Origin of the sequence: Mycolicibacterium elephantis DSM 44368 (genome assembly GCF_004014805.1) — a bacterium.
Lineage (GTDB): Bacteria > Actinomycetota > Actinomycetes > Mycobacteriales > Mycobacteriaceae > Mycobacterium > Mycobacterium elephantis.
In genome coordinates, this window is record NZ_ATDN01000001.1 from 447,538 (window position 1) to 468,944 (window position 21,407).

The 21,407-nt window shown below is 69.0% G+C and carries 20 protein-coding genes; 7 read left to right on the forward strand and 13 right to left on the reverse strand.

Annotation, left to right across the window (positions count from 1 at the left end; all coding sequences use genetic code 11):
• Window positions 1–15: 15 nt before the first annotated feature.
• Window positions 16–438, forward strand: coding sequence for a hypothetical protein (locus MELE44368_RS02090; RefSeq protein ID WP_128106938.1), 423 nt, complete (start codon window positions 16–18; stop codon window positions 436–438).
• Window positions 439–465: 27 nt separating this feature from the next.
• On the opposite strand, the gene MELE44368_RS02095 is transcribed toward MELE44368_RS02090, so the two are convergent.
• The 6 genes from MELE44368_RS02095 to hemW form a co-directional block, all read right to left on the reverse strand.
• The gene (locus tag MELE44368_RS02095; protein ID WP_128106939.1) at window positions 466–5,604 is read right to left on the reverse strand and encodes a type I polyketide synthase; all 5,139 of its coding nucleotides are present in this window, start codon (window positions 5,602–5,604) and stop codon (window positions 466–468) included.
• Between the two features lie 160 nt (window positions 5,605–5,764).
• A complete protein-coding gene (locus MELE44368_RS02100; protein WP_128106940.1) occupies window positions 5,765–6,460 on the reverse strand; it encodes an anti-sigma factor family protein in 696 nt (231 codons plus the stop codon).
• Window positions 6,457–6,969 (reverse strand): sigma-70 family RNA polymerase sigma factor, encoded by a 513-nt coding sequence (locus MELE44368_RS02105; protein WP_128106941.1) that lies wholly within the window; start codon window positions 6,967–6,969, stop codon window positions 6,457–6,459. The genes MELE44368_RS02100 and MELE44368_RS02105 overlap by 4 nt, the downstream gene beginning before the upstream one ends.
• A gap of 116 nt (window positions 6,970–7,085) precedes the next feature.
• Window positions 7,086–7,487, reverse strand: a complete 402-nt coding sequence (locus MELE44368_RS02110) for a CBS domain-containing protein (protein WP_128106942.1) — start codon at window positions 7,485–7,487, stop codon at window positions 7,086–7,088.
• Between the two features lie 29 nt (window positions 7,488–7,516).
• A complete protein-coding gene (locus MELE44368_RS02115) occupies window positions 7,517–8,323 on the reverse strand; it encodes a biotin--[acetyl-CoA-carboxylase] ligase (protein WP_128106943.1) in 807 nt (268 codons plus the stop codon).
• Between the two features lie 55 nt (window positions 8,324–8,378).
• Window positions 8,379–9,554 (reverse strand): radical SAM family heme chaperone HemW, encoded by a 1,176-nt coding sequence (hemW, locus tag MELE44368_RS02120; RefSeq protein WP_128106944.1) that lies wholly within the window; start codon window positions 9,552–9,554, stop codon window positions 8,379–8,381.
• Between hemW and MELE44368_RS27450 the strand changes: the two genes are divergently transcribed.
• The 4 genes from MELE44368_RS27450 (at window position 9,553) to MELE44368_RS02135 (ending at window position 12,936) form a co-directional block, all read left to right on the forward strand.
• A complete protein-coding gene (locus MELE44368_RS27450) occupies window positions 9,553–9,738 on the forward strand; it encodes an Ms4527A family Cys-rich leader peptide (protein ID WP_409366092.1) in 186 nt (61 codons plus the stop codon). The two genes, hemW and MELE44368_RS27450, sit on opposite strands and share 2 nt — an antisense overlap.
• 122 nt (window positions 9,739–9,860) lie before the next feature.
• Window positions 9,861–11,534 carry a nitrite/sulfite reductase gene (locus MELE44368_RS02125; protein ID WP_128106945.1) on the forward strand — a complete coding sequence of 558 codons (1,674 nt, stop codon included), beginning with the start codon at window positions 9,861–9,863 and terminating at the stop codon, window positions 11,532–11,534.
• A gap of 8 nt (window positions 11,535–11,542) precedes the next feature.
• Window positions 11,543–12,235, forward strand: coding sequence for a phosphoadenylyl-sulfate reductase (locus MELE44368_RS02130; RefSeq protein ID WP_276050723.1), 693 nt, complete (start codon window positions 11,543–11,545; stop codon window positions 12,233–12,235).
• Entirely contained in the window at window positions 12,214–12,936 is a 723-nt protein-coding gene (locus MELE44368_RS02135) for a sirohydrochlorin chelatase (RefSeq protein ID WP_128106947.1), read from the forward strand. Before MELE44368_RS02130 ends, MELE44368_RS02135 begins: the two co-directional genes overlap by 22 nt.
• A gap of 1 nt (window position 12,937) precedes the next feature.
• Here the strand turns inward: MELE44368_RS02135 and MELE44368_RS02140 are convergent, their stop codons facing one another.
• The 6 genes from MELE44368_RS02140 to MELE44368_RS02160 form a co-directional block, all read right to left on the reverse strand.
• Window positions 12,938–14,011, reverse strand: coding sequence for a sulfate/molybdate ABC transporter ATP-binding protein (locus MELE44368_RS02140; protein WP_241566436.1), 1,074 nt, complete (start codon window positions 14,009–14,011; stop codon window positions 12,938–12,940).
• Window positions 14,012–14,026: 15 nt separating this feature from the next.
• Window positions 14,027–14,839, reverse strand: coding sequence for a sulfate ABC transporter permease subunit CysW (gene cysW, locus MELE44368_RS02145; protein WP_128106948.1), 813 nt, complete (start codon window positions 14,837–14,839; stop codon window positions 14,027–14,029).
• Window positions 14,836–15,714: a sulfate ABC transporter permease subunit CysT gene (cysT, locus tag MELE44368_RS02150; RefSeq protein WP_128106949.1), complete on the reverse strand. Its 879-nt coding sequence runs from the start codon at window positions 15,712–15,714 to the stop codon at window positions 14,836–14,838. Before cysT ends, cysW begins: the two co-directional genes overlap by 4 nt.
• Window positions 15,711–16,724 (reverse strand): sulfate ABC transporter substrate-binding protein, encoded by a 1,014-nt coding sequence (locus tag MELE44368_RS02155; RefSeq protein ID WP_128106950.1) that lies wholly within the window; start codon window positions 16,722–16,724, stop codon window positions 15,711–15,713. Before MELE44368_RS02155 ends, cysT begins: the two co-directional genes overlap by 4 nt.
• Window positions 16,725–16,842: 118 nt before the next feature.
• On the reverse strand, window positions 16,843–16,935 hold the full coding sequence (locus tag MELE44368_RS27455) for an Ms4533A family Cys-rich leader peptide (protein WP_407662069.1): 93 nt from the start codon (window positions 16,933–16,935) through the stop codon (window positions 16,843–16,845).
• A gap of 139 nt (window positions 16,936–17,074) precedes the next feature.
• Window positions 17,075–17,272: a hypothetical protein gene (locus tag MELE44368_RS02160; RefSeq protein ID WP_128106951.1), complete on the reverse strand. Its 198-nt coding sequence runs from the start codon at window positions 17,270–17,272 to the stop codon at window positions 17,075–17,077.
• 32 nt (window positions 17,273–17,304) lie between these two features.
• Between MELE44368_RS02160 and MELE44368_RS02165 the strand changes: the two genes are divergently transcribed.
• Together MELE44368_RS02165 and MELE44368_RS02170 are read left to right on the forward strand one after the other, a co-directional pair.
• Complete coding sequence (locus MELE44368_RS02165) at window positions 17,305–18,537, forward strand: FAD-dependent oxidoreductase (RefSeq protein ID WP_128106952.1); 1,233 nt, start codon at window positions 17,305–17,307, stop codon at window positions 18,535–18,537.
• 67 nt (window positions 18,538–18,604) lie between these two features.
• Window positions 18,605–20,644 (forward strand): glycoside hydrolase family 15 protein, encoded by a 2,040-nt coding sequence (locus tag MELE44368_RS02170; RefSeq protein ID WP_109747096.1) that lies wholly within the window; start codon window positions 18,605–18,607, stop codon window positions 20,642–20,644.
• Window positions 20,645–20,723: 79 nt separating this feature from the next.
• Here MELE44368_RS02170 and MELE44368_RS02175 read toward each other — a convergent pair whose 3' ends face one another.
• Window positions 20,724–21,404 (reverse strand): sensor domain-containing protein, encoded by a 681-nt coding sequence (locus tag MELE44368_RS02175; RefSeq protein WP_128106953.1) that lies wholly within the window; start codon window positions 21,402–21,404, stop codon window positions 20,724–20,726.
• Between the last annotated feature and the right edge of the window lie 3 nt (window positions 21,405–21,407).

The window sequence follows — 21,407 nt, forward strand, 5'->3', positions numbered from 1 at the left end:
GAATCGAGGGTCAACATGACAACCGCAACCGGCCACGCGCGTCATCTCGCTGCCGCAGGATTAATCGCTGCCGCCACCACGGTCACCGGCGGCGCCGTCGGAGAACCGCCAAACGCCTGCGCCGAACCCCGAGAGTGGGACGTCGCAAACTACGACGATTGTGTGGTCTTGAACGGTCAGAAGTATCAATCGGGCCAGATCAGCCTTGAGCAATACAACCGGGCCGTGATCGATTGTTGCGTTCTCAACGGCGGTATTTGGACCGATTCGCAGGGCTGCGTTGCTCCTCCTGCCGAACAGTCCGCTCAGCCCACTGCGCCGGGGATGGCGCCCCGACCGGGTGAAGCCACGCAGAACCCGGCGCCGCCGCTGCCGCCGATTCGGAACCCGGAGGTCGCCCCGACTTTCGTCACGCCTGGTTCAGTCGGCCCGGGCTGACTCCAGGGAGGTCGCTGACTGCGCGAGTCAGGACACTTCGACCGTTTCGACAGACGTGTCTGTCGCCCTGAGCAACTCGGCGATCCTCGCGGACACTGCGGCCGCGGTCGGGTGCTCCCACAACAAGGTCGGGGGCAGGGACAACCCCGTCTGCTTCTCGAGTCGGCGCAGCAGGCCGACGGTCATGATCGAGTCGACCCCGATCTCCACCAGCGGGACGCCGGCGTCGACATCGCCTTCGGGTAACCCGAGTTGGGATGCGACCGCGGCGATCACGTGCTCGGCGATGCGCTGCGGATCCGGTGCGCCGTCCGCACCGACGAAGGTGGTCGCCGACCGTTCGTCCGCTACAGGCTCGGCAACCTCTGCCGGTGCCACGTCGGCGAACATCGGCACCGACGCTGCCGCCGGAAGCACTGGCAGCACAACGATGTTCGCCTGATCAGCGCGCATAGCCAAGTCCAGTGCCCGCACCGCTTCGTCGGGTCCGATGATGCCCATGCCCAGCGCATCGAGTTGCGCCGCGATGAAACCCGACGTCGAGCCCATGCCCATGCCCCGCCACGCCGTCCACGCCACGCTCACCGTGCGATCGCCCAGGCGCCTGCGGTGCCGGGCCATCACGTCGAGAAACGAGTTCGCGCATGCGTACGCGCCCTGACCGGGGAAGCCCGCAAGGTAGCCGCACGACGAGAACAACACCATCCAGTCCAACTGCCCCGGCGGGAACACCTCGTGCAATGTCAGGGTGCCGTCGACCTTTGGGCGCATCGCCGCCGCGAAGTCCTGTTGTGTGGTGTTGACCAGCAGCGCACCGGCTTCCACGCCGGCCGCATGGATGACGCCACGCACCGGCGGCAGGTCGCACAACGCGTCGCGCAACCTGTCTGCCGCGCCCGGCGCGCCGATGTCGATGGGCGCGACGCGCACCCACACCCCGCGCTCCTCGAGGGCGGCGACGGCGTGGACCACCTCCGAGTCGCCCGCATCGCGCCATTCAGAACGGTCCGGCATGCCGGAGCGCGACAGCAGCAGCAGTCGTCGCGCCCCGACGTCGGCGAGGCGTTGCGCCATGCGCAGGCCCAGTGCGCCGGTGCCGCCGGTGACGACGTAAGTGCCGCCCGCCAAGCACTGCAACGGGGTGCCGGCCCCCGGGCTGGCGTGCTTCAACCGCGCGGCAGACCCGACACCGTCGCGCATGACCACCACCGGGTGCCCAAGGCGCGAAGCCAGCACTGCCACAGGAAGTCTCGCGTCTGCCACATCCAGCACCCCTGCGAACACGTCGGGATGCTCGGCGGCGGCCACCCGCGCCAGGCCCCACAGCGGCGCATGCGCCACATTGGCGCCTTCGTGAACGCGCTGGGTGAGCACCCACATCCGCGCGGGGGCTCTGGAGTCGAGCAGACGGCGCAGCGTTCGCACGGTGAGGTCGACCGCCTCGGCAGGCGGATCGGACGCGCTGGGAAGAACCAGCACCACGGCGTCACGGTCGAGGATCGCGGCGTCCATGTCGCTCGGATGGGCGCACCTGGCGTGCGGGACGTCGGCCGCGGCCAAATCGCGGCGCACCGAGTCGGCGGTGCCGTCGTCGCCGCCGACGATGAGCACCGCGCTGGGTCGGTCGTCGTCGTCAACCGGCACGGGATGCCAGCTCACCTCGTGCAGCATCCGCGAAAGGTCACTGCCCGCAGGACTTTCCAGTTCTTCGAACGACATTCCGAGCAGTGAGGCGCGGACCGCCCCGGACTCGTCGGCGATCAGCACATCGGTCGTCGTGGTGTGTGGGCGCCACCGAATGTGCAGAACGGCCACCGCCGGTGGGCGACCGTGCACCCGGACGCGCTCGATGCGGGCGGGCATCCTCAGCCGCGGCGGGCCGTCGAACACCGTCGAGGCCGCCGACGTGGCCGCGTCCAGCAGCGCCGCCCAGGTGTCGGGCACCGCGCCCGCCTTGTCCGCGGCCACCCGGACAAGCAGTTCTCCCTCACCCTGGCGCAATTCGAGAATCTGCCAGTCGAATCCCATGGCGGCCACGCCCAGCGACGCCAGCGTGTCCACCACGTGGTCGGCGGGCAAGGGCTGGGCACAGCGCTTCCTGGCGGCCGCCAGGTCGAACGCGCCGTGCGCTCCGCAGTTTTCGTCTGCGGCGGTCACCGCGCTGGTGTGGGTCAGCCACCCGCCGTCCTCCGCGCCGTCGTCGTCCAGCAGCCGTGACGACAGTGTCAGGGCACGGTCCTGCAGCACCACCTGCACGTCGCGTGGCCGACCGGGGGCGAGCGGGGTACGCAGCCGGACGTCGTCCAGCCCTCCGCCGTCGACCGCGGCCAAGAACGTGTTCAAAATGACTGCGGCGGGAACGATTTCGGTGCCCTGCACCGGATGGTCTCCGGGATAGGGCCGAGTGGCGATGTCCAGCCGGGTCTGCCACATGCGGGCGGCGACGGGCCCGGTCACCTCCGTCGCGCCGCCGAGCAGGGTATGCGAGTCCACGTCGTGGACCCCGCAACCACCGGGCGGAGGCGTCGGCGTGCGCCAGAACCTCCGATGCCGCCACTGGGTGACGGGCAGGTCGTCCGCCCACGGCGCCGACGCGTCGATACCGGGGTCGACGGGCGCGCCGTGGCAGTGCAGGGTGGCCAGCGCGGTGGCCAGCGCGAGTCCTTCGGGCCGGTCCCGGCGCAGCAGAGGGACGGCCGCGTGCTCGTCGATCCCGGCGTGCAGCAGCGTTTCGACGACTGAGTGGGCCACCACCGGATGCGCGGATACCTCGAGGAACAGCCGATGGCCGTCCTCGGCGGCAGCGGCGACTGCCTCGGCGAAGCGCACCCGATCGCGCAGGTTCACCGGCCAGTAACGGTGGTCGCGTGGGGCGTTGGAACGCGGATCTGCCAACGCCGTGGTGTACAGCGGGATTTCGGCCGGCCGCGGGGCTGGCAGTGCGGCCGTGAGCCGACTCAATTCGGCGGTGAGGGTATCCATGGCGGGGCTGTGAAACGCGACGTCGGTGTTGACCCGGCGCACCATCACGCCCTCGTCGGACCAGTCACGGCAGATCTCGTCGACCGCGGCCACCGCGCCGGACACCACCGTCGACACCGGTGACGCGCTGATGGCGGCGACCACGTCGGTGCGTCCTTGCAACCGCCGTTGGGCTTCGTCGAACGGCAGGCGCACCAATGCCATCGCGCCCTGCCCCATCACCGCTCGGAATCCGCGAGCGCGGTAGCACGCCACGGCGGCGCCCACCGTCAGATCGAACACCCCCGCTGTGACGCAGGCGGCGACCTCGCCCACCGAGTGCCCGATCACCGCGGCCGGTGCCGCACCACGTCCGCGAAGCACCGCGGCAAGGCCGGCCTGCATTGCGAACGTCAGCGCCTGCACGCGGTCGGTGCCACCGAGATGTCCCGATGAAAGCGCCTCGCGCGCACTGAAATCGAGCTCACGACCGAACAAGGGATCGATCGCGTCGATGACTGCGGCGAACGCGGGCTCGTCGGCAAGCAGCTGCCGGCCCATGCCCGCCCAGTGCGAGCCGTGCCCGGAAAACACCCACACCGCACCGTCGGCGGCGCCAGGCAGCACCGAGCCGGTCACCACACCCGCAGCGGGCGCCCCGTCGGCCACCGCATCCAGTCCGGCCACGACGTCGTCGACGGACTCAGCCACCACCGCCGTCCTGACGGGCTCGTGCGAGCGCCTCAACCAGAGGGTGGCCGCCACCCGCTCCAGCGGGTGATCGCCGGTGCGCAGACGGTCGGCCAGCGCCCTGGCCTGCATGCCCAGCCGTGCCGATGACCGCGCTGACAGCGGTATAACCCTGGGCAACAGCATATTTCCAACGGAGCTTGCCTCAGGGCCGGCGGGCGCTTCCTCGAGCAGAGCGTGGGCAATGGTGCCGCCGTATCCGTAACTGCACACCGCCGCGCGTCGTGGCGCACCGCCGGTCCGCTCCCACGCCTCGGTTTCCGTCGGCACGCGCAGCCCGCTGTTCTCCCAGTCGACGGCGGGGGTCAGCTTCTGCACACCCGCGGTCGGCGGGATCGCCTCGTGGTGCAGCGCCAGGGCCGCCTTGATCAGGCCGACCACTCCCGCCCCACCCTCGAGGTGCCCGACGTTCGGTTTGACCGATCCGATGCGGCACGGCGCGTCGGCGGGGCGGTCGACACCGTAAACCGAAGACAGCGCGTGGATCTCGGTGGGATCACCGGTCGGGGTGCCGGTGCCGTGGGCCTCGACGAAGTCGACAGTCGACGGTGGAATCTGCGCGGATTGGCATGCACGCCGGAACAATTCGGCTTGCGCGTCGCCGTTGGGGGACATGATGCCGACGGTGCGGCCGTCCTGCGCGACCGCGCCTCCGCGCACGACCGCGTAGACGTGGTCGCCGTCGCGCAGGGCGTCACCGAGCCGCTTGAGCACCACCACGCCCGCGCCTTCACCGCGGCCGTATCCGTCGGCGGCGGCGTCGAACGCCTTGCATCGGCCGTCGGGCGCGGTGGCGCCGGCGACGTCGAGCACCCGGGTCAGCCCCGGACCGATCAGCGCGCTGACCCCACCGGCCAGCGCCAACGACGTCTCCCCCGCACGCAGCATCTGACAGGCCTGATGCACCGCGACCAGCGATGCCGCGCAGGCGGCGTCCAGAGCGACACTGGGGCCGCGCAGGTCGAGCAGGTGCGACACCCGGTTGGCGACGCCGCACAATGATGTGCCGATCCCGGTCCAGGCTTCGATGCCGGGCAGATCCTCCATGACCAATTTGCCGTAGTCGTCGGAGTTGACACCCATCAACACCGCGGTATCGCTGCCCGCCAACGACTTCGGCGGCACCCCGGCATGCTCGAGCGCCTCCCAGCTGACCTCCAGCGCCAGCCGCTGTTGGGGATCCATCAGCTCCGCCTCGCGCGGGGAGACGCCGAAGAACTCGGCATCGAAGCCGGCCAGGTCGTCGAGGAAGGTGCCCAGGCGGGTCACGTCGCGCAGCACGGCGGCGTTGCGCGGGTCACGGCGCAGGTACGGCTCCCACCGCTCGGCGGGCACTTCACCGACCGAGCTGCGGCCTTCCAACAGGAAGCGCCACAGCTGGGCGGGTGTGCTGATGCTGCCTGCCAGCCGGCACCCGATGCCGACGATCGCGACGGGTTCGGGTGCTGAGCTCACGAAAGAGCCCGACGGGTGCTGTCAGCCCCAGTAGTCTGGATAGCCTTGCCTAAGTAGCCACGCGCCATGGCGCTCATGTTCGCACAGCCCGGGTGGGATTTGGGAGCTATGGCCAGCGCGCGAAGGGTGGTGCCGCTCACGCCGGCGGCGCGCGAGGTGCCTAGAACGTCTTGACGGCCAACGGCTCGTTCTCGCCGGACACCCGGATGTCGACGGTGTGGATCGCCGAGGCCGCGATGCTGGTGGCGGCCGACAGGCCGGTCGATTCGTCGCCGGCGGGCCGCCAGGACCCGACGACCGTCTGTATGCCGTCGTGCGTCGTCACGACGATGTCGTAGCTCGCGACGTTGCGCGCCCAGTCCTTGGAGTACTGACAGGACCACCTCAGCTCGGTGCCCCACTGCTTCTCGGTGACCGCGAGTTGAGCGGTCAGCCCTTCGCGCTGGCCGGGCTGCATCGGGGCCATGGCCACCGTCTGCACCTGATCGGACGTGCGGGGGAACACCGTCGCTCCGACGACGCCGCCGACGATCGCCAGCGCGGCCGCGACCGCGACCGCCGCCGCCAGCACCGTGCGTCGGGACCGTCGCTGTCGCTCGGCCGCCAGCGAGGCCACGTTGTCGTGGTGATCGACAGCGGGCGCGTCGTCGGCGATGCCGGCCAGCTCCAGCGCCTCCTCGCGGCTGAGCGCACCGAGAATTCCGGGCATTTCGGCGAGGTCGGTGAGCTCGGCGAGGGCCTGCGGGTTGGCGGCCAGATAGTCCTCGTAGATTCGACGCTCGTCGACGCTCAACGCACCGAGCACATAGGCGGCGTCCCAGTCGGCGAGGTTTTCGTCGGGCGTTCGGTCGGTCATGAAACAACCCCCTTCTCCTGCAACGCATCTCGTAACGCCCGCAACGCGTAGTGCAGCCTGGACTTGACGGTGCCGACGGGAATGCCCTCTTTCTCGGCGATGTCGGCGACGGTCTGGCCGAGGTAGTAGGCCCGCACGATCGCGGTGCGGTGCTCGGCGCTCAGCGACTTCAGTGCGTCGGCGAGCACCCACTTGTCGACCGCGGAGCCGATCGTGTCGGCCGACGGCGGCTCGGGCACATTGCCGGTCTGTAGTTCACGACCGAAGCGTGCGCTGCGCCGGTCGTCGATCACCTGGTTGCGGGCGACGGTGAACAGCCAGGCGCGCACCGAGTCGCTCGGCTGGGCCAGCAGCTCGGGTTTACGCCACAGGCGCAGCAGCGATTCCTGCACCACGTCCTCGGCGAACGGCATGTCTCCCCGGGTGAGCCGCAGGACATAGCGCAGCAGCGACTGACCGTGCGCGTCGTGAATCGCGCGCAACAGTGCGGCCTGGTCGGGCTCGGTCACCCGTCAATGTTGACGCCGAGTGTGGGCTCGTGCCACGCCAACGCGCGAAAAGTGTGCGGGTAACCCACGTTCGGCGGAGACGTAAGGCCGTCGTGCGCACCGCCTGTTCCGCCGAACTAGTCGACATCGTCCTCGGTGCAGTAGACGCCCAGCAGGTCACGGGCCGACACGATGCCGGCCAGCCTGCCGTCCTGCTCGACGAGGATGTGCCGGATGTAGCGGTCCATCATGCGGATCGCCACCTCTTGGACGGTCGCATTGGCGTCACACCAGACCAGCTTCTTGGCGGCGACGTCTCGGGCTCGGACCGCAGCCGGGTCCTGGCCGGAGGCGATGACGCGAACGACGTCGCGCTCGCTCAGTAGCGCGACGGGGGAATCCTCGTCACCCACGACGACGGCGCCGAACTCGCCTTCGGTCAGCGCCTTGGCGGCGTCGGCGATCGTGGCGTCGGCCGGGATGCGTGCGACCGGGTCGCCGATGACCGTCGAAACGGGGATCGAATCTATGGCACCCATCTCACCATGCTCCCATCGTCGGCGAGGGGTCAGCGCACATGCACGATGTCGGCGGCCGACAGGGCGACGGTCTCGGTGCCGCAGTCGAGGACGAGGCGCCCCTCGTGGTCGATCGACTGCGCCGTGCCGACGAGCGTGCGGTCACCGGGCAGCACCGCGGACACGGTCGCGCCGATCGTCGTGCTCTTGGCGCGGTAGTCGGCGACCAACTGCTCGTCGTAACCACCGGCCCGGCGCCAGCCGATGACGCGCCTGCCGAGTTCGGACAGCAGCGTGCTGGCCAGCCGGTCGCGGTCGGGGGCCGCCACACCCGCGTCGAGCAGCGACACCGCCACCGGGTCGCCCGCCTCCTCGGCGCTCAGCGTCACGTTGAGGCCGATGCCGACGACGACCGCCGTGCGCGACTCGGTGACCTCGGTGAAGATGCCCGCCAGCTTGCGGTCGCCGAGCACGACGTCGTTGGGCCACTTGAGGCCGGGCCGGACGTCGGTTTCGGCCGCCACCGCATCGACCACGGCGACCCCGGCAGCCAGCGGCAGCCAACCCCAGTGCTCGACCGGTACGTCCGCGGTGGACACCCCCACCGACAGGAGTATCGCCGCGCGCGGGGCCGCCGACCACGTTCTGCCCATCCGCCCGCGCCCGGCGGTCTGGTGTTCGGCGATCAGGACCACCCCGTCGATGTCCCCACCCGCTTCGGCACGGGCGAGCAGGTCGGCGTTGGTGGATCCGGTCTCCTCGACCACCTCGAGGTAACGCCATGGTTGCCCGGGCGCCACCACCTCCTCACGCAACTTCGCTACCCGTAGTGGCCGTCGCAGGCTGTCCCGTTCCATGAGGCGCAGTCTAGGGACCGCGAGCTGCGCTGATGGGCTAAACGCTTGGCGAACCTCAGTCCAACAACTCGCGCACCACCGCGTCGGCCAGCAGCCGCCCACGGTCGGTGAGCACCAGCCGCTCGGACACCACGGTCGCCAGCCCGTCCTCGACGACCGTCGCGGCCCGGCGTTGTTCGGTCTCGCTCAACAGCGCCACGGGCAGCCCGTCGCGCAGCCGCACGCGCAGCATCACGTCCTCGGTGTGGCGGGCGCCGTCGTCCAGCAGCTCGTAGTCGGCCACGGGCAGCCGCCCGTCGGCCAAGGATTGCGCATAGGCATTGGGGTGCTTGACATTCCACCACCGGATCGCACCGACGAAGCCGTGCGCACCCGGCCCGGCGCCCCACCATTGGCCGCCGTTCCAGTAGCCGATGTTGTGTCGGCACTCGCCGCCGGGCCGGCACCAGTTCGACACCTCGTACCAGGCGAAGCCGGCCGCCGACAGCCGGGCATCGAGCAGTTCGTAGCGGTGGGCCAGTTCGTCGTTGTCCGGCGTGGAAAGCTCGCCCCGGCGCACCCGCCGCGCCAGCGCGGTGCCGTCCTCGACCACCAGCGCGTATCCGGACACGTGGTCGACGCCGGCTGCGACAGCGGCCTCCACCGAGCGCAGCAGATCGTCGTCGCTCTCCCCCGGCGTGCCGTAGATCAAGTCGAGGTTGACGTGCTCGAACCCGGCGCCGCGGGCTTCGCGGGCCGCCTCCAGCGCGCGGCCCGGCGAGTGCACGCGGTCCAGCACCGCGAGCACGTGCGCGGCGGTGGACTGCATGCCCAGCGACACCCGGGTGAAGCCGGCGGCGCGCAGTTGGGCGAAGAACTCCGCCGAGGTCGACTCGGGGTTGGCTTCCGTGGTGATCTCGGCGTCGGGTGCCAGCACGAAGTGCTCGCGGATCGCATCCAGGACCGCCGCAAGGCCCGCGGCGCCCAGCAGCGACGGCGTCCCGCCACCGACGAACACGGTGTCGACCGGCGGCGGCGACCCCAGCCGTGCGGCGGCCAGGCGCAGCTCGGTGCGCAGCCCGGCCAGGTATCCGTCCGGGTTCGCGCCGCCCAACTCGGCGGGCGTGTAGGTGTTGAAGTCGCAATAACCGCAGCGCGTCGCGCAGAACGGCACGTGCACGTAGATGCCGAACGCGCCGCCTGGCGTCAGCGCCAGGGTGGGCAGTGCCGCGGACGCGGTTCGGGTGGTCATGAGGCCAGTTTCCCAGAAGAGTTCTGCTCACCTTGAGCGCAAATATGGGCCGGTTAGGGCACACGGCCTAGTTCGTGGCACAATTGGCGCCGTGACTGCCGCACGCATCTTCCCCCGCATTTCGCTGGTGGCGCGTCGGCACGTCGATTTCAAGCGCGTTTGTACCTGTTGTTGTCTGCCCTGACGCGCTGATCACGGACCCCAGCCCACCAACCTCTTCTAGCTGGCCGCCGGATCTGCGCCGCCGGACAGCTCCCCGGTGACACGCGCGATCCGAACGCCGGCTCCACGAAGGAGCCAAACCCTATGACTCAGGCAAAAGCCAAACCGGCCCGCAAGCCACGCGCCGAAGGCCAGTGGGCGCTCGGTTACCGCGAGCCGCTCAACGCCAACGAGCAGCTCAAGAAGGACGACAACCCGCTCAACGTGCGGGACCGCATCATCAACATCTACGCCAAGACCGGTTTCGACGGCATCGACAAGACCGACCTGCGCGGCCGGTTCCGCTGGATGGGCCTGTATACGCAGCGTGAGCAGGGCTACGACGGCACCTGGACCGGCGACGAGAACGCCGACCTGCTGGAAGCCAAGTACTTCATGATGCGGGTCCGCTGCGACGGCAAGGCGCTGTCCACCGCCGCGCTGCGCACCCTGGGCCAGATCTCCACCGAGTTCGCCCGCGACACCGCCGACATCACCGACCGGATGAACCTGCAGTACCACTGGCTGGAGATCGAGAACGTCCCCGAGATCTGGCGCCGCCTCGACGAGGTCGGGCTGCAGACCACCGAGGCCTGCGGTGACTGCCCGCGCGGCATGCTGGGCTCACCACTGGCGGGGCTCTCCCTCGACGAGGTGCTCGACCCGTCGCCGGCGCTCGACGAGATCGTCCGCCGCTACATCAACAACCCCGAGTACGCCAACCTGCCGCGCAAATACAAGACCGCGGTCTCGGGCCTGCAGGACGTGGCCCACGAGGTCAACGACATCTCGTTCATCGGGGTGAACCATCCCGAACACGGCCCCGGGCTGGACCTGTGGGTGGGCGGTGGCCTGTCCACCAACCCGATGCTGGCGCAACGGCTCGGCGCCTGGGTGCCGCTGGATGAGGTGCCCGACGTCTGGGAAGCGGTCACCGCGCTGTTCCGCGACTACGGTTACCGCCGGCTGCGGTCCAAGGCGCGGCTGAAGTTCCTGATCAAGGACTGGGGCCCGGAAAAGTTCCGCGAAGTTCTCGAAACCGAGTTCCTCAAGCGGCCGCTGATCGACGGACCGGCGCCCAAACCGGTCAAGCATCCGATCGACCACGTCGGCGTGCAGAAGCTGAAGAACGGTCGCAACGCCGTCGGCGTGGCCCCCATCGCCGGCCGGGTGTCGGGCACCATCCTGACCGCGGTCGCCGACCTCATGGAGAAAGCCGGCTCCGATCGTGCCCGGTTCACGCCCTACCAGAAGCTGATCATCCTGGACGTGCCCGACGACAAGCTCGACGAGTTCACCGCCGGGCTGGCCAAGCTGGGGTTGCCCGCCGAGCCGACCCATTGGCGCAAGAACCTGATGGCCTGCACCGGCATCGAGTTCTGCAAGCTGTCGTTCACCGAGACCCGCACCCGGGCCCAGGTCCTGGTGCCCGAGCTGGAGAAGCGGCTCGAGGACATCAACGCCCAGCTCGACGTGCCGATCACGATCAACCTCAACGGTTGCCCGAACTCGTGCGCGCGCATCCAGGTGGCCGACATCGGTTTCAAGGGTCAGATCGTCGACGACGGCGACGGGCCCGAGGAGGGGTTCCAGGTGCACCTGGGCGGCAGCCTGGGCCTGGACAGCGGGTTCGGTCGCAAGCTGCGCCAGCACAAGGTGCTGTCGAAGGACCTCGGCGACTACATCGACAGGGTGGTCCGCAACTTCGTGAAACAACGCGAGGACGGCGAGCGTTTCGCTACGTGGGCGATGCGAGCCGAGGAGGCGGATCTGCGGTGACCGAGGTGCTGTCCGACACAGACTTACAGGCGCTGGCCGAGCGCGCGGCCAGGGAACTCGACGGCGCCGGCGCCGAGGACCTGCTGCGCTGGACCGACGAGAACTTCCGCGGCAACTACATCGTGGCGTCCAACATGCAGGACGCGGTGCTGGTCGATCTGGCCGCGAAGGTGCGACCCGGGGTCGATGTGCTGTTCCTGGACACCGGCTATCACTTCGCGGAGACGATCGGTACCCGCGACGCCGTGGCGGCGGTCTACGACGTGAACGTGGTCAACGTCACCCCCGAGAACTCGGTGGCGCGCCAGGACGAGCTTTACGGCAAGGACCTGTTCGCCCGCGAGCCCAACGAATGCTGCCGGATGCGCAAGGTCGAGCCGTTGAGCAAGGCGCTGCGCGGATATTCGGCGTGGGTCACGGGCATTCGGCGGGTGGAGGCGCCGACGCGCGCGAACGCACCGCTGATCAGCTGGGACAAGGCGTTCGGGCTGGTGAAGATCAACCCGTTGGCGGCGTGGACCGACGAGGACATGCAGAACTACATCGACGCCAACGGTGTGCTGGTCAATCCGCTTGTGGACGAAGGCTATCCGTCGATCGGCTGCGCCCCGTGCACGGCGAAGCCCGTCGACGGCGCCGATCCGCGAAGCGGCCGCTGGGCGGGCACCGGCAAGATCGAATGCGGACTGCACGCTTCGTGACGCTCATCCTGACCGCGCACGGCAGCGTCGATCCGCGCTCGGCGGCGGTGACGCATGCGGTCGCGGGCCGAATCCGGCGCCTGCGGCCCTGGTTGGACGTGCGCCCGGCGTTTCTGGAGAAGGCGTCGCCCAGCCTGAGCGACGTGCTGGCGGGCGTGACCGGGCACGGAATCGTGGTGCCGTTCCTGCTGGCCGACGCCTACCACGCGCGCATCGACCTGCCCTCGGTGATCGAGGCCTCCGGGGCCGACGTGGAACAGGCCGGCGTGCTGGGACAGGACCCGGCGCTGCTGTCGGTGCTGCGGCAGCGACTCGCCGAGAGCGGGGTGTCTCCCGACGACGACGGGCTCGGGGTGGTCGTGGTCGCCGTCGGTTCGTCGAGCGCCACCGCCAACGCGCACACCGCCGCCGTGGCCAAGGCACTGCACACCGGAACCCGTTGGCCGGGCACCGAAGTCGCGTTCGCGACCGGCCCGTATCCCGCCGTCCATGACGCCACGCAGACGCTGCGAGCCAGAGGGGCACGACGCCTGGTGATCGCACCGTGGTTCCTGGCGCACGGCCGTATCACCGACCGGGTGGCGAACTACGCTGCCGCGCACGGCATTCCGATGGCCGAGCCGCTGGGCTCGCACAATCTCGTCGCCGCCACGGTGCTGGACAGGTTCGACGCGCTGAGCACCGCCAGCGTGGCGGCCTAGTTCACTCTTCGCGAGCAGTCGCGAAATCCCCTACTTTCTCGCTCTGTAGGGGGTTTTCATGACTGCTCGCGCCGCCGGGAGGAATCGCCGGGACCCGGGTGGCGCGCACGTAGACGGTGTCGCCGGGCTTCAACGCCAACGCTTCGGCGTCGCCACGGGTGATCTGCGCGGTGAACGAGGTGTTGGTCGCGCCGTTGGTGAGCTCGAGACGAACCTCGAAGCCCAGCATGACGATTCGGTCGATGGTGGCCCGCACCACGCCGGTGGCGGCGACGGAGTCCTCGCTCGCCGCGATCGCCATCTCCGGGCTGCGCCCGACGCGGATGTCGTGGGGTCGCACCAGGCTGCCGTTCAGCGAGGACACCGCGCCGAGAAACGACATCACGAACGCGTTGGCGGGTTCGTCGTAAACCTCTGTCGGGGAACCGACTTGCTCGATGCGTCCCTGGTTGAGCACGGCGATGCGGTCGGCCACATCCAGCGCCTCGGACTGGTCGTGGGTGACCAGCACGGTGGTGACGTGCACCTCCTCATGCAGGCGCCGCAGCCAGACCCGCAGATCCTCACGGACCTTGGCGTCCAGCGCACCGAACGGCTCGTCGAGCAACAGCACTTCGGGGTTCACGGCCAGTGCGCGCGCCAGCGCCATGCGCTGCCGCTGCCCGCCGGAGAGCTGGTTCGGGTAGCGGGTCTGAAAACCGGCCAGCCCCACCACTTCCAGGAGGTTGTCGACCTTCTCCTTGATCTCGGCTTTCGGCCGCTTGCGGATCTTGAGGCCGAACGCCACGTTGTCCCGCACGTTCAGATGCTTGAACGCCGCATAATGCTGAAACACGAACCCGATCCCGCGCCGTTGCGGCGGCACATCGGTGACATCGCGACCGTTGATCGTGATCGTCCCGGTGTCGGGTCGGTCCAGGCCCGCGATCGCGCGCAACAGCGTCGACTTGCCCGAACCGCTGGGCCCGAGCAGCGCCGTCAAGGACCCCGACGGCACGTCGAAGTCGACGTTGTCCAGTGCGGCGAAGTCGCCATAACGCTTGTTGGCGCCTCGCACGGTGATCGCATTGGTCATGGTGTCTCCTCGAGCCTATTTGGCAGTCTTCTCGCGGCGGGCGTCAAGGATCACCTGAGCGATCAGCACGACGATCGCCACCGCCATCAGCAAGGTCGAGATGGCATATGCGCCGTATTCGGCGCCGCGGGTGTAGCGGTCCGACACCAGCAGCGTCAACGTCTGGGATTTGCCCGGCAGGTTCGACGAGACCATGATCACCGCACCGTACTCACCGAGCGTGCGGGCCACGGTCAGCATGATGCCGTACATCAGCCCCCACTTGATCGACGGCAAGGTGACCAGCCGGAACGTCTGCCATCCGCTGGACCCCAGTGTCGACGCGGCTTCCTCCTGGTCGGTGCCCAATTCGTGCAGCACGGGTTCGACCTCGCGGATGACATACGGAATCGTGACGAAGATGCTGGCCAGCACGATCCCGGGCAGCGCGAAGATGATCTTGAATCCCAGGTCGTTCTCCACGAAACCCAGGGCCCCAGCCGATCCCCACAGCAGGATCAGCGCCACACCGACCACCACCGGCGACACCGCGAACGGTAGGTCGATCACGGCCTGCAACAGACTCTTGCCGCGGAACTTGTTGCGCGCCAACACCAACGCGGTGGGAACCCCGAAGATCACGTTGAGCGGCACCACGATGGCCACCACCAACAGCGAGAGCTGAAGCGCCGAGATCGCCGCTGGCGTGGTGACCGACTCGATGAACGCGCCGAAGCCTGGCGCGAAGGTGCGCCAGAGAATCAGCCCGACCGGCACCACGAGCAGCACGAGCAGATACCCGAGCGCGAGAAAACGGAGCCCATAGCGTGCGGCGGGTGAAAGCGTCACTCGGAGAGCTCCTGGCGTTTGGCCGCCCGCGAACCGATGCTGCGCAGGATGAACAACACGATGAACGAGACCGCCAACAGCACAATGGAAACAGCGGCCGCGCCGGTGCGGTCGTCGAACTCGATCAGGGTGCGGATGTACTGGGACGACACCTCGGTCTCGCCGGGCACCGCCCCACCGATGAGCACCACCGAGCCGTACTCGCCGATCGCTCGCGAAAACGCCAGCCCCGCACCGGAAAGCAACGACGGCAGCAAGGCGGGCAGCAGCACCAGCCGGAAGATCGTGAAGTTGTCGGCCCCCAATGAGGCCGCGGCCTCCTCGACCTCGCGGTCCAGTTCGAGCAGCACCGGCTGCACCGACCGCACCACGAACGGCAGCGTGACGAACAGCAGCGCCATTCCCACACCCCACTTGGTGTGCTGGAGGTGAATGCCCACCGGGCTGCTCGGCCCGTACAGCGCCAGCATCACCAGGCTCGCCACGATGGTCGGCAGCGCGAACGGCAGGTCGATGATCGCGTCCACCAGTCTCTTGCCCGGGAAGTCGTCGCGGGTCATCACCCAGGCGACCAGCAGACCGAAGACGAGGTTGATGACGGCGACCGCCACCGAGACGATCAGCGTGACCTTGAACGACTGGATCGCCCCGTTGGAGGTGACCGCCTTCCAGAACGCATCCAAGCCGCCTCCGGTCGACTGCCAGGCGATCGCGGCCAGCGGCAACAGCACGATGACCGACAGCCACGTCGTCGCGACCCCGACCCTCAGCTTGGTGCTGCCGTAGCGGCTGGTGAAGAAACCCCGAGGCGACCCGGCGCCACCGCTGCCGGTGGGCTCCTGCCGGGTTGCCTCGGGGTCAAGGCTTGCTGTCATCCAGTGGCCTGTTGGTAGATCTTCGTGATGGCGCCGTTGTCCTTATTGAACAGCTCCGGGTCGACCTTCGCCCACCCGCCGAGGTCGTCGATGGTCCACAGCTTCTCGGGCGCGGGGTACTTGTCGGCGAACTCCGCGAGCACCGCCGGGTCGACGGGGCGGAATCCGGCTTCCGCCCACAGCTTCTGCGCCTCGGGCGTGTACTGGAAGTTCACGAACTCGCGAGCCTTCTCCGCGTGCCGGCTGGAGTTCACGACCGCCACCGGGTTCTCGATCTTGAAGGTCTGCGGCGGGTTCACATATTCCAGCCCGAAGTTGATCGCCTCGTTCTCGTAGGCCAGCAGCACGTCACCGCTGCCCTGCTGGAAGACGTCGGTGGCCTCACGCCCCGAACTGGGCCGCAGCTTGACGTGCTCGGTGACGAGTTTGGTCACGAACTCGAGCCCGGCCTGCGGGTCCTGCCCGCCGTTGCTGGCCCACGCGTACGGCGCGAGCAGGTTCCACTTGGCCGCGCCCGAACTCAGCGGGCTGGGGGTGATGATCTCGAGGCCAGGCTGCAGCAGGTCGTTCCAGTCCCGGATGTTCTTCGGGTTGCCCTCGCGCACCGCGAAGCTGACGACCGAGCCGAACGGGATGCCCCGCGTCGCGCCGGCGTTCCAGTCCTCGTCGACCTTGCCCGCCTTGACCAGACGGGTGATGTCGGGCTCCACCGAGAAGTTGACGATGTCGGCGGGCTTTCCGGCCTCCACCGCACGCGACTGGTCGCCGGAGGCGCCGTAGGACGCGGTGACCGCCACCCCGCGGCCCTCCTCGGTGGCGGCGAACGCCGGGGCGACCTTCGACCAGCCGGGTTCGGGCACGGCGTAGGCGACCAGGGTGAGTGTGGTCTCGGCGTCGGAAGTGGCGTCGTCACCGGCGACATCGCTGGCACCTCCGCCGCAGGCGGCGAGGAGGCCGGCCGCAGCGGTCAGTACCGCCGCCTTTCGCCACGACCTGTGAAATTTGAGCATCTGATGACCTTTCTCCTTGCGGGAACGCTAACGGGACGGCCCGCCACAACGGCAAGAAGAGATCAGCATCAGGCTTCGGACAGCCGCTGCCGACACCAAACCGCGGACGGGGGTGGAGTCAGCAACAACAACAGACATCAGCGACAGCGGAGAAACCGACGGCAATGAGCGCCAAGACATGGCCGCCCTTGTTGCCGTTTGCCGTACGCATGGCGCGAAGAATAACAGAGTCAACCGGTTGTGCACGGTGCGGGTTCAGCCACCCTGGCGCGTCACCAGCCACGTGACCAGCACCAACACCACCAGGAAAACAAGCACCAACGTCACCCGTGACCGCGGCATGCCGCCCCTCATCGATCGTCGTCCCGGTCGAGATGGCGCACCCGGCGCACCAGCCGGATGCTGTTGCCCAGCGCCCCGTCGAGCACCACCGCGAGCCCGAATGCCAACGCCAGCACCACCGGCATCACCACCGCCGTCTGCGCTACGAACGGCAGCCCGGTGAGCCACAGCTCAACGCCGTCCCACCAATTGAGGAAGCCGCCCACGTGGCCAGCGTATGTGATGCGAAGATTGCGCCGTGCCGGACGACGAAGAGCGCACCGCCAGCACCACCTGCGTCGTCGCCGGCGGCGGCCCGGCCGGAATGATGCTCGGGCTGCTGCTCGCCCGCGCCGGGGTGGATGTCACGGTCATGGAAAAGCACGCGGACTTCCTGCGTGATTTCCGCGGCGACACCGTGCATGCCAGCACCCTGCGGTTGCTCGACGAGCTCGGTCTCGGCGAGCAGTTCGCACGCCTGCCGCACCGCGAGATCGAGAGCCTGTCCCTGGACGTGCAGGGCACCGCAGTGACGATGGATCTGCGTCGAATTCCCGGGCCGCACAAGCACATTGCGCTGGTCCCCCAGTGGGACTTTTTGGAGCTGCTGGCAACGGCGGCCGAGAAGGAGCCGACGTTCACCCTCTTGCGCAGCACCGAGGTGCTCGGACCGATCGTCCGGAACGACACCGTGGTCGGGGTGCGCTATCGCGGCCCGGACGGGCAGGTGCGCGCGATGCACGCCCCGCTGACCGTCGCCTGTGACGGACGGTCCTCGACGCTGCGGGCCGCCATGGGGATGACGCCGAAGAGTTTCGGCGCGCCGATCGACGTGTGGTGGTTCCGGCTGCCGCGCCATGCCGACGACCCGCACGGCCTCGCCGGGGTGCTCGGCGCCGGGCACGCCCAGATCGTGATCGACCGGGGCGACTACTACCAGTGCGCCTACGTCATCCCCAAAGGGTGCGACAGCCGGCTCCGCGCCGAGGGCATCGAGGCGCTGCGCCGCGACGTGGTGGCCCTGGTGCCGTGGCTGGCCGAGCACGTCACGGCGTTGACGTCGTTGGATGAGGTCAAGCTGCTCAACGTGCAGCTCAACCGGCTGCGCCGCTGGTACAGCGACGGCTTGCTGCTGATCGGCGATGCCGCGCACGCGATGTCGCCGGTCGGCGGCGTCGGGATCAATCTGGCGGTGGCCGACGCGGTGGCCGCCGGGCGCATGCTGGCCGGACCGCTGCGGACGGGCCGGGTCACGGTCGGGCAGTTGGCCCGGGTGCAGGCCCGACGGTGGCTGCCTTCCGCGCTGGTCCAGGCGGTGCAGCGGCTGATTCACACCCGGGTGATCGCCGTCGCGGTGGGCTCGACCGGCCCGGTCCGGCCGCCGCTTCTGGTCCGGATCGCCGCGCGCACGCCGCTGCTGCGCAGGGTCGCGGCGTACGGCGTGGCGATCGGCCCGTTACCCGAGCACGTGCCGGGGTTCGCGCGCCGCTGATCCGCCGGGGAACGACACGCACTTCGCGGGTGGACTCGAGACCCGTCGGCAGTCGATGATGTTCGGCATGGTTCTGCCGCACATCGAGCCCTCCGAGGAATCGGAGGCCAAGGCCGACAACGGGTCGAAATCCGCCCCCGCCGGCGAGTCGAACGTCCCGTTGACCATGACCGGGCCGATGCCCTACGCGCCGACGGCGTCGCTGCGGAACCCCTTTCCGCCGATCGCCGACTACGCGTTTCTGTCAGACTGCGAGAACACCTGCCTGATCTCGTCGGCGGGGTCGGTCGAGTGGTTGTGCGTTCCCCGGCCGGACTCCCCCAGCGTGTTCGGGGCGATTTTGGACCGCGGCGCCGGCCACTTCCGGTTGGGCCCCTACGGGGTGTCGGTCCCTGCGGCCCGCCGCTACCTGCCGGGCAGCCTGATCCTGGAAACCACCTGGCAGACCCACACCGGCTGGTTGATCGTGCGCGACGCGCTGGTGATGGGGCCCTGGCACGACCTCGAAACCCGGTCGCGCACCCACCGCCGCACCCCGATGGACTGGGACGCCGAGCACATCCTGCTGCGCACGGTGCGGTGCGTGAGCGGCACGGTCGAGCTGGTGTTGAACTGCGAGCCGGCCTTCGACTACCACCGCATCCCCGCCACCTGGGAGTACTCGGCCCAGGCCTACGGCGAGGCGATCGCGCGGGCTCGCCGCGACCCCGACGCGCATCCGACGCTGCGGCTGACCACCAACCTGCGGCTGGGACTGGAAGGCCATGAGGCGCGCGCCCGCACCCGGATGAAGGAGGGCGACAACGCGTTCGTCGCGCTGTCCTGGTCCAAGCACCCCGCGCCACAGAACTACGACGAAGCCGCCGACAAGATGTGGCAGACCAGCGAATGCTGGCGGCAGTGGATCAACATCGGTAACTTCCCCGATCACCCGTGGCGGGCCTACCTGCAGCGCAGCGCGTTGACACTGAAGGGCCTCACGTACTCCCCGACCGGCGCGCTGCTGGCGGCGCCCACCACGTCGTTACCGGAAACCCCTCAGGGCGAACGGAACTGGGACTACCGCTACGCCTGGGTGCGTGACTCGACGTTCGCGCTGTGGGGGCTCTACACGTTGGGCCTGGACCGCGAGGCCGACGACTTCTTCGCGTTCATCGCCGACGTGTCCGGCGCCAACAACGGTGAGCGCCATCCGCTTCAGGTGATGTACGCCGTCGGCGGTGAACGCACGCTGGTCGAGGAGGAACTGCACCACCTGTCCGGCTACGACGGCGCACGCCCGGTGCGCATCGGCAACGGCGCATACAACCAGATGCAGCACGACATCTGGGGCACGATGCTGGATTCGGTGTACCTGCACGCCAAGTCGCGCGAGCAGATCTCCGACACGCTGTGGCCGGTGCTCAAACAGCAGGTCGAGGAGGCGATCAAGCACTGGCGCCAGCCGGACCGCGGCATCTGGGAGGTGCGCGGCGAACCGCAGCACTTCACCTCCAGCAAGATCATGTGCTGGGTGGCGCTGGACCGCGGCTCCAAGCTCGCCGAACTGCAGGGCGAGAAGTCCTACGCCCAGCAGTGGCGTGCGATCGCCGAGGAGATCAAGGCCGATGTGCTCAAGAACGGTGTCGACTCCCGCGGGGTGCTGACACAGCGCTACGGCAGCGACGCGCTGGATGCGTCGCTGCTGTTGGCGGTGCTGACCCGGTTCCTGCCGCCGGACGACCCGCGGGTGCGGGCCACCGTGCTGGCGATCGCCGACGAGCTGACCGAGGAAGGTCTGGTGCTGCGCTACCGCGTCGAGGAGACCGACGACGGGCTGGCCGGCGAGGAGGGCACCTTCACGATCTGCTCGTTCTGGCTGGTGTCGGCGCTGGTCGAGATCGGCGAGATCCACCGCGCCAAGCACCTGTGCGAGCGGCTGCTGTCGTTCGCCAGCCCGCTGCACCTGTACGCCGAGGAGATCGAACCGCGCACCGGCCGCCATCTCGGCAACTTCCCGCAGGCGTTCACCCATCTGGCGTTGATCAATGCGGTGGTGCACGTGATCCGCGCCGAGGAGGAGGCCGACAGCTCCGGCGGGTTCGTGCCCGCCAACGCCCCGATGTGACGGTCGCCATTCCATCCGCGAGTAGACGTGAAAACCCCTGATTCGCGGCGAATTCGGGGGTGTTAGCGTCTGCTCGGCCCTATCGACGGGCCGCGTTGGCGAGCATCTCGCGGGCGATGGTCTCGGCCTCGTCGGTGATCGTGTAACCGCACGCCCAGGTTTCGACGGTGAGGTTGGACGCCACGGCCAGGGCGTGCTGGCAGGCCCAGCCGTCGGCGTCGTCCTGGGTGGTCAGCTGGGTGATCAGCGCGTCCTCGGCGATGACGTCGTCGAGGTCCCAGACATAGGCCTCGTCGCCGGAGAAGATCGCGACCGGGGTGCCCGCGCAGTTCTGCCACGCCGTCTCGGAGTCGGCGAAAAACCTCTGCGCGTTCCCGGGCGCCGGGTACAGCACCGCGGTCTGCTCGACCCAGTGCTCGTTGTCGTCGCCGGCTTCGCGGGCCACCTCGTCGCGCACGTGCGTCCAGCCGCTGCCGTCGTACACCGGTTCCTCGGCGCCGTAGACCGTGCCGAGGCAGTCCACATCCGACACGTCGTCGGAGTGGTCGGTCATCTCGTCGAGCGTGCTGGTGACCCTCATCGTGGTCGAACCCATGATCGCGTTGAGCTCGCCGATGGACAGCAGCACGTCGTCGAGTTCGGCTTCGTCGAGCGGCGGCACGTCGAGCCGGCCGGGGTCGGAGGCGCGCATCGCCGTGCCGGAAACGGTGCTCACACAACCGGACAGCAGCACCGCCGCCGCGACGACCACGGTTCCCATGGC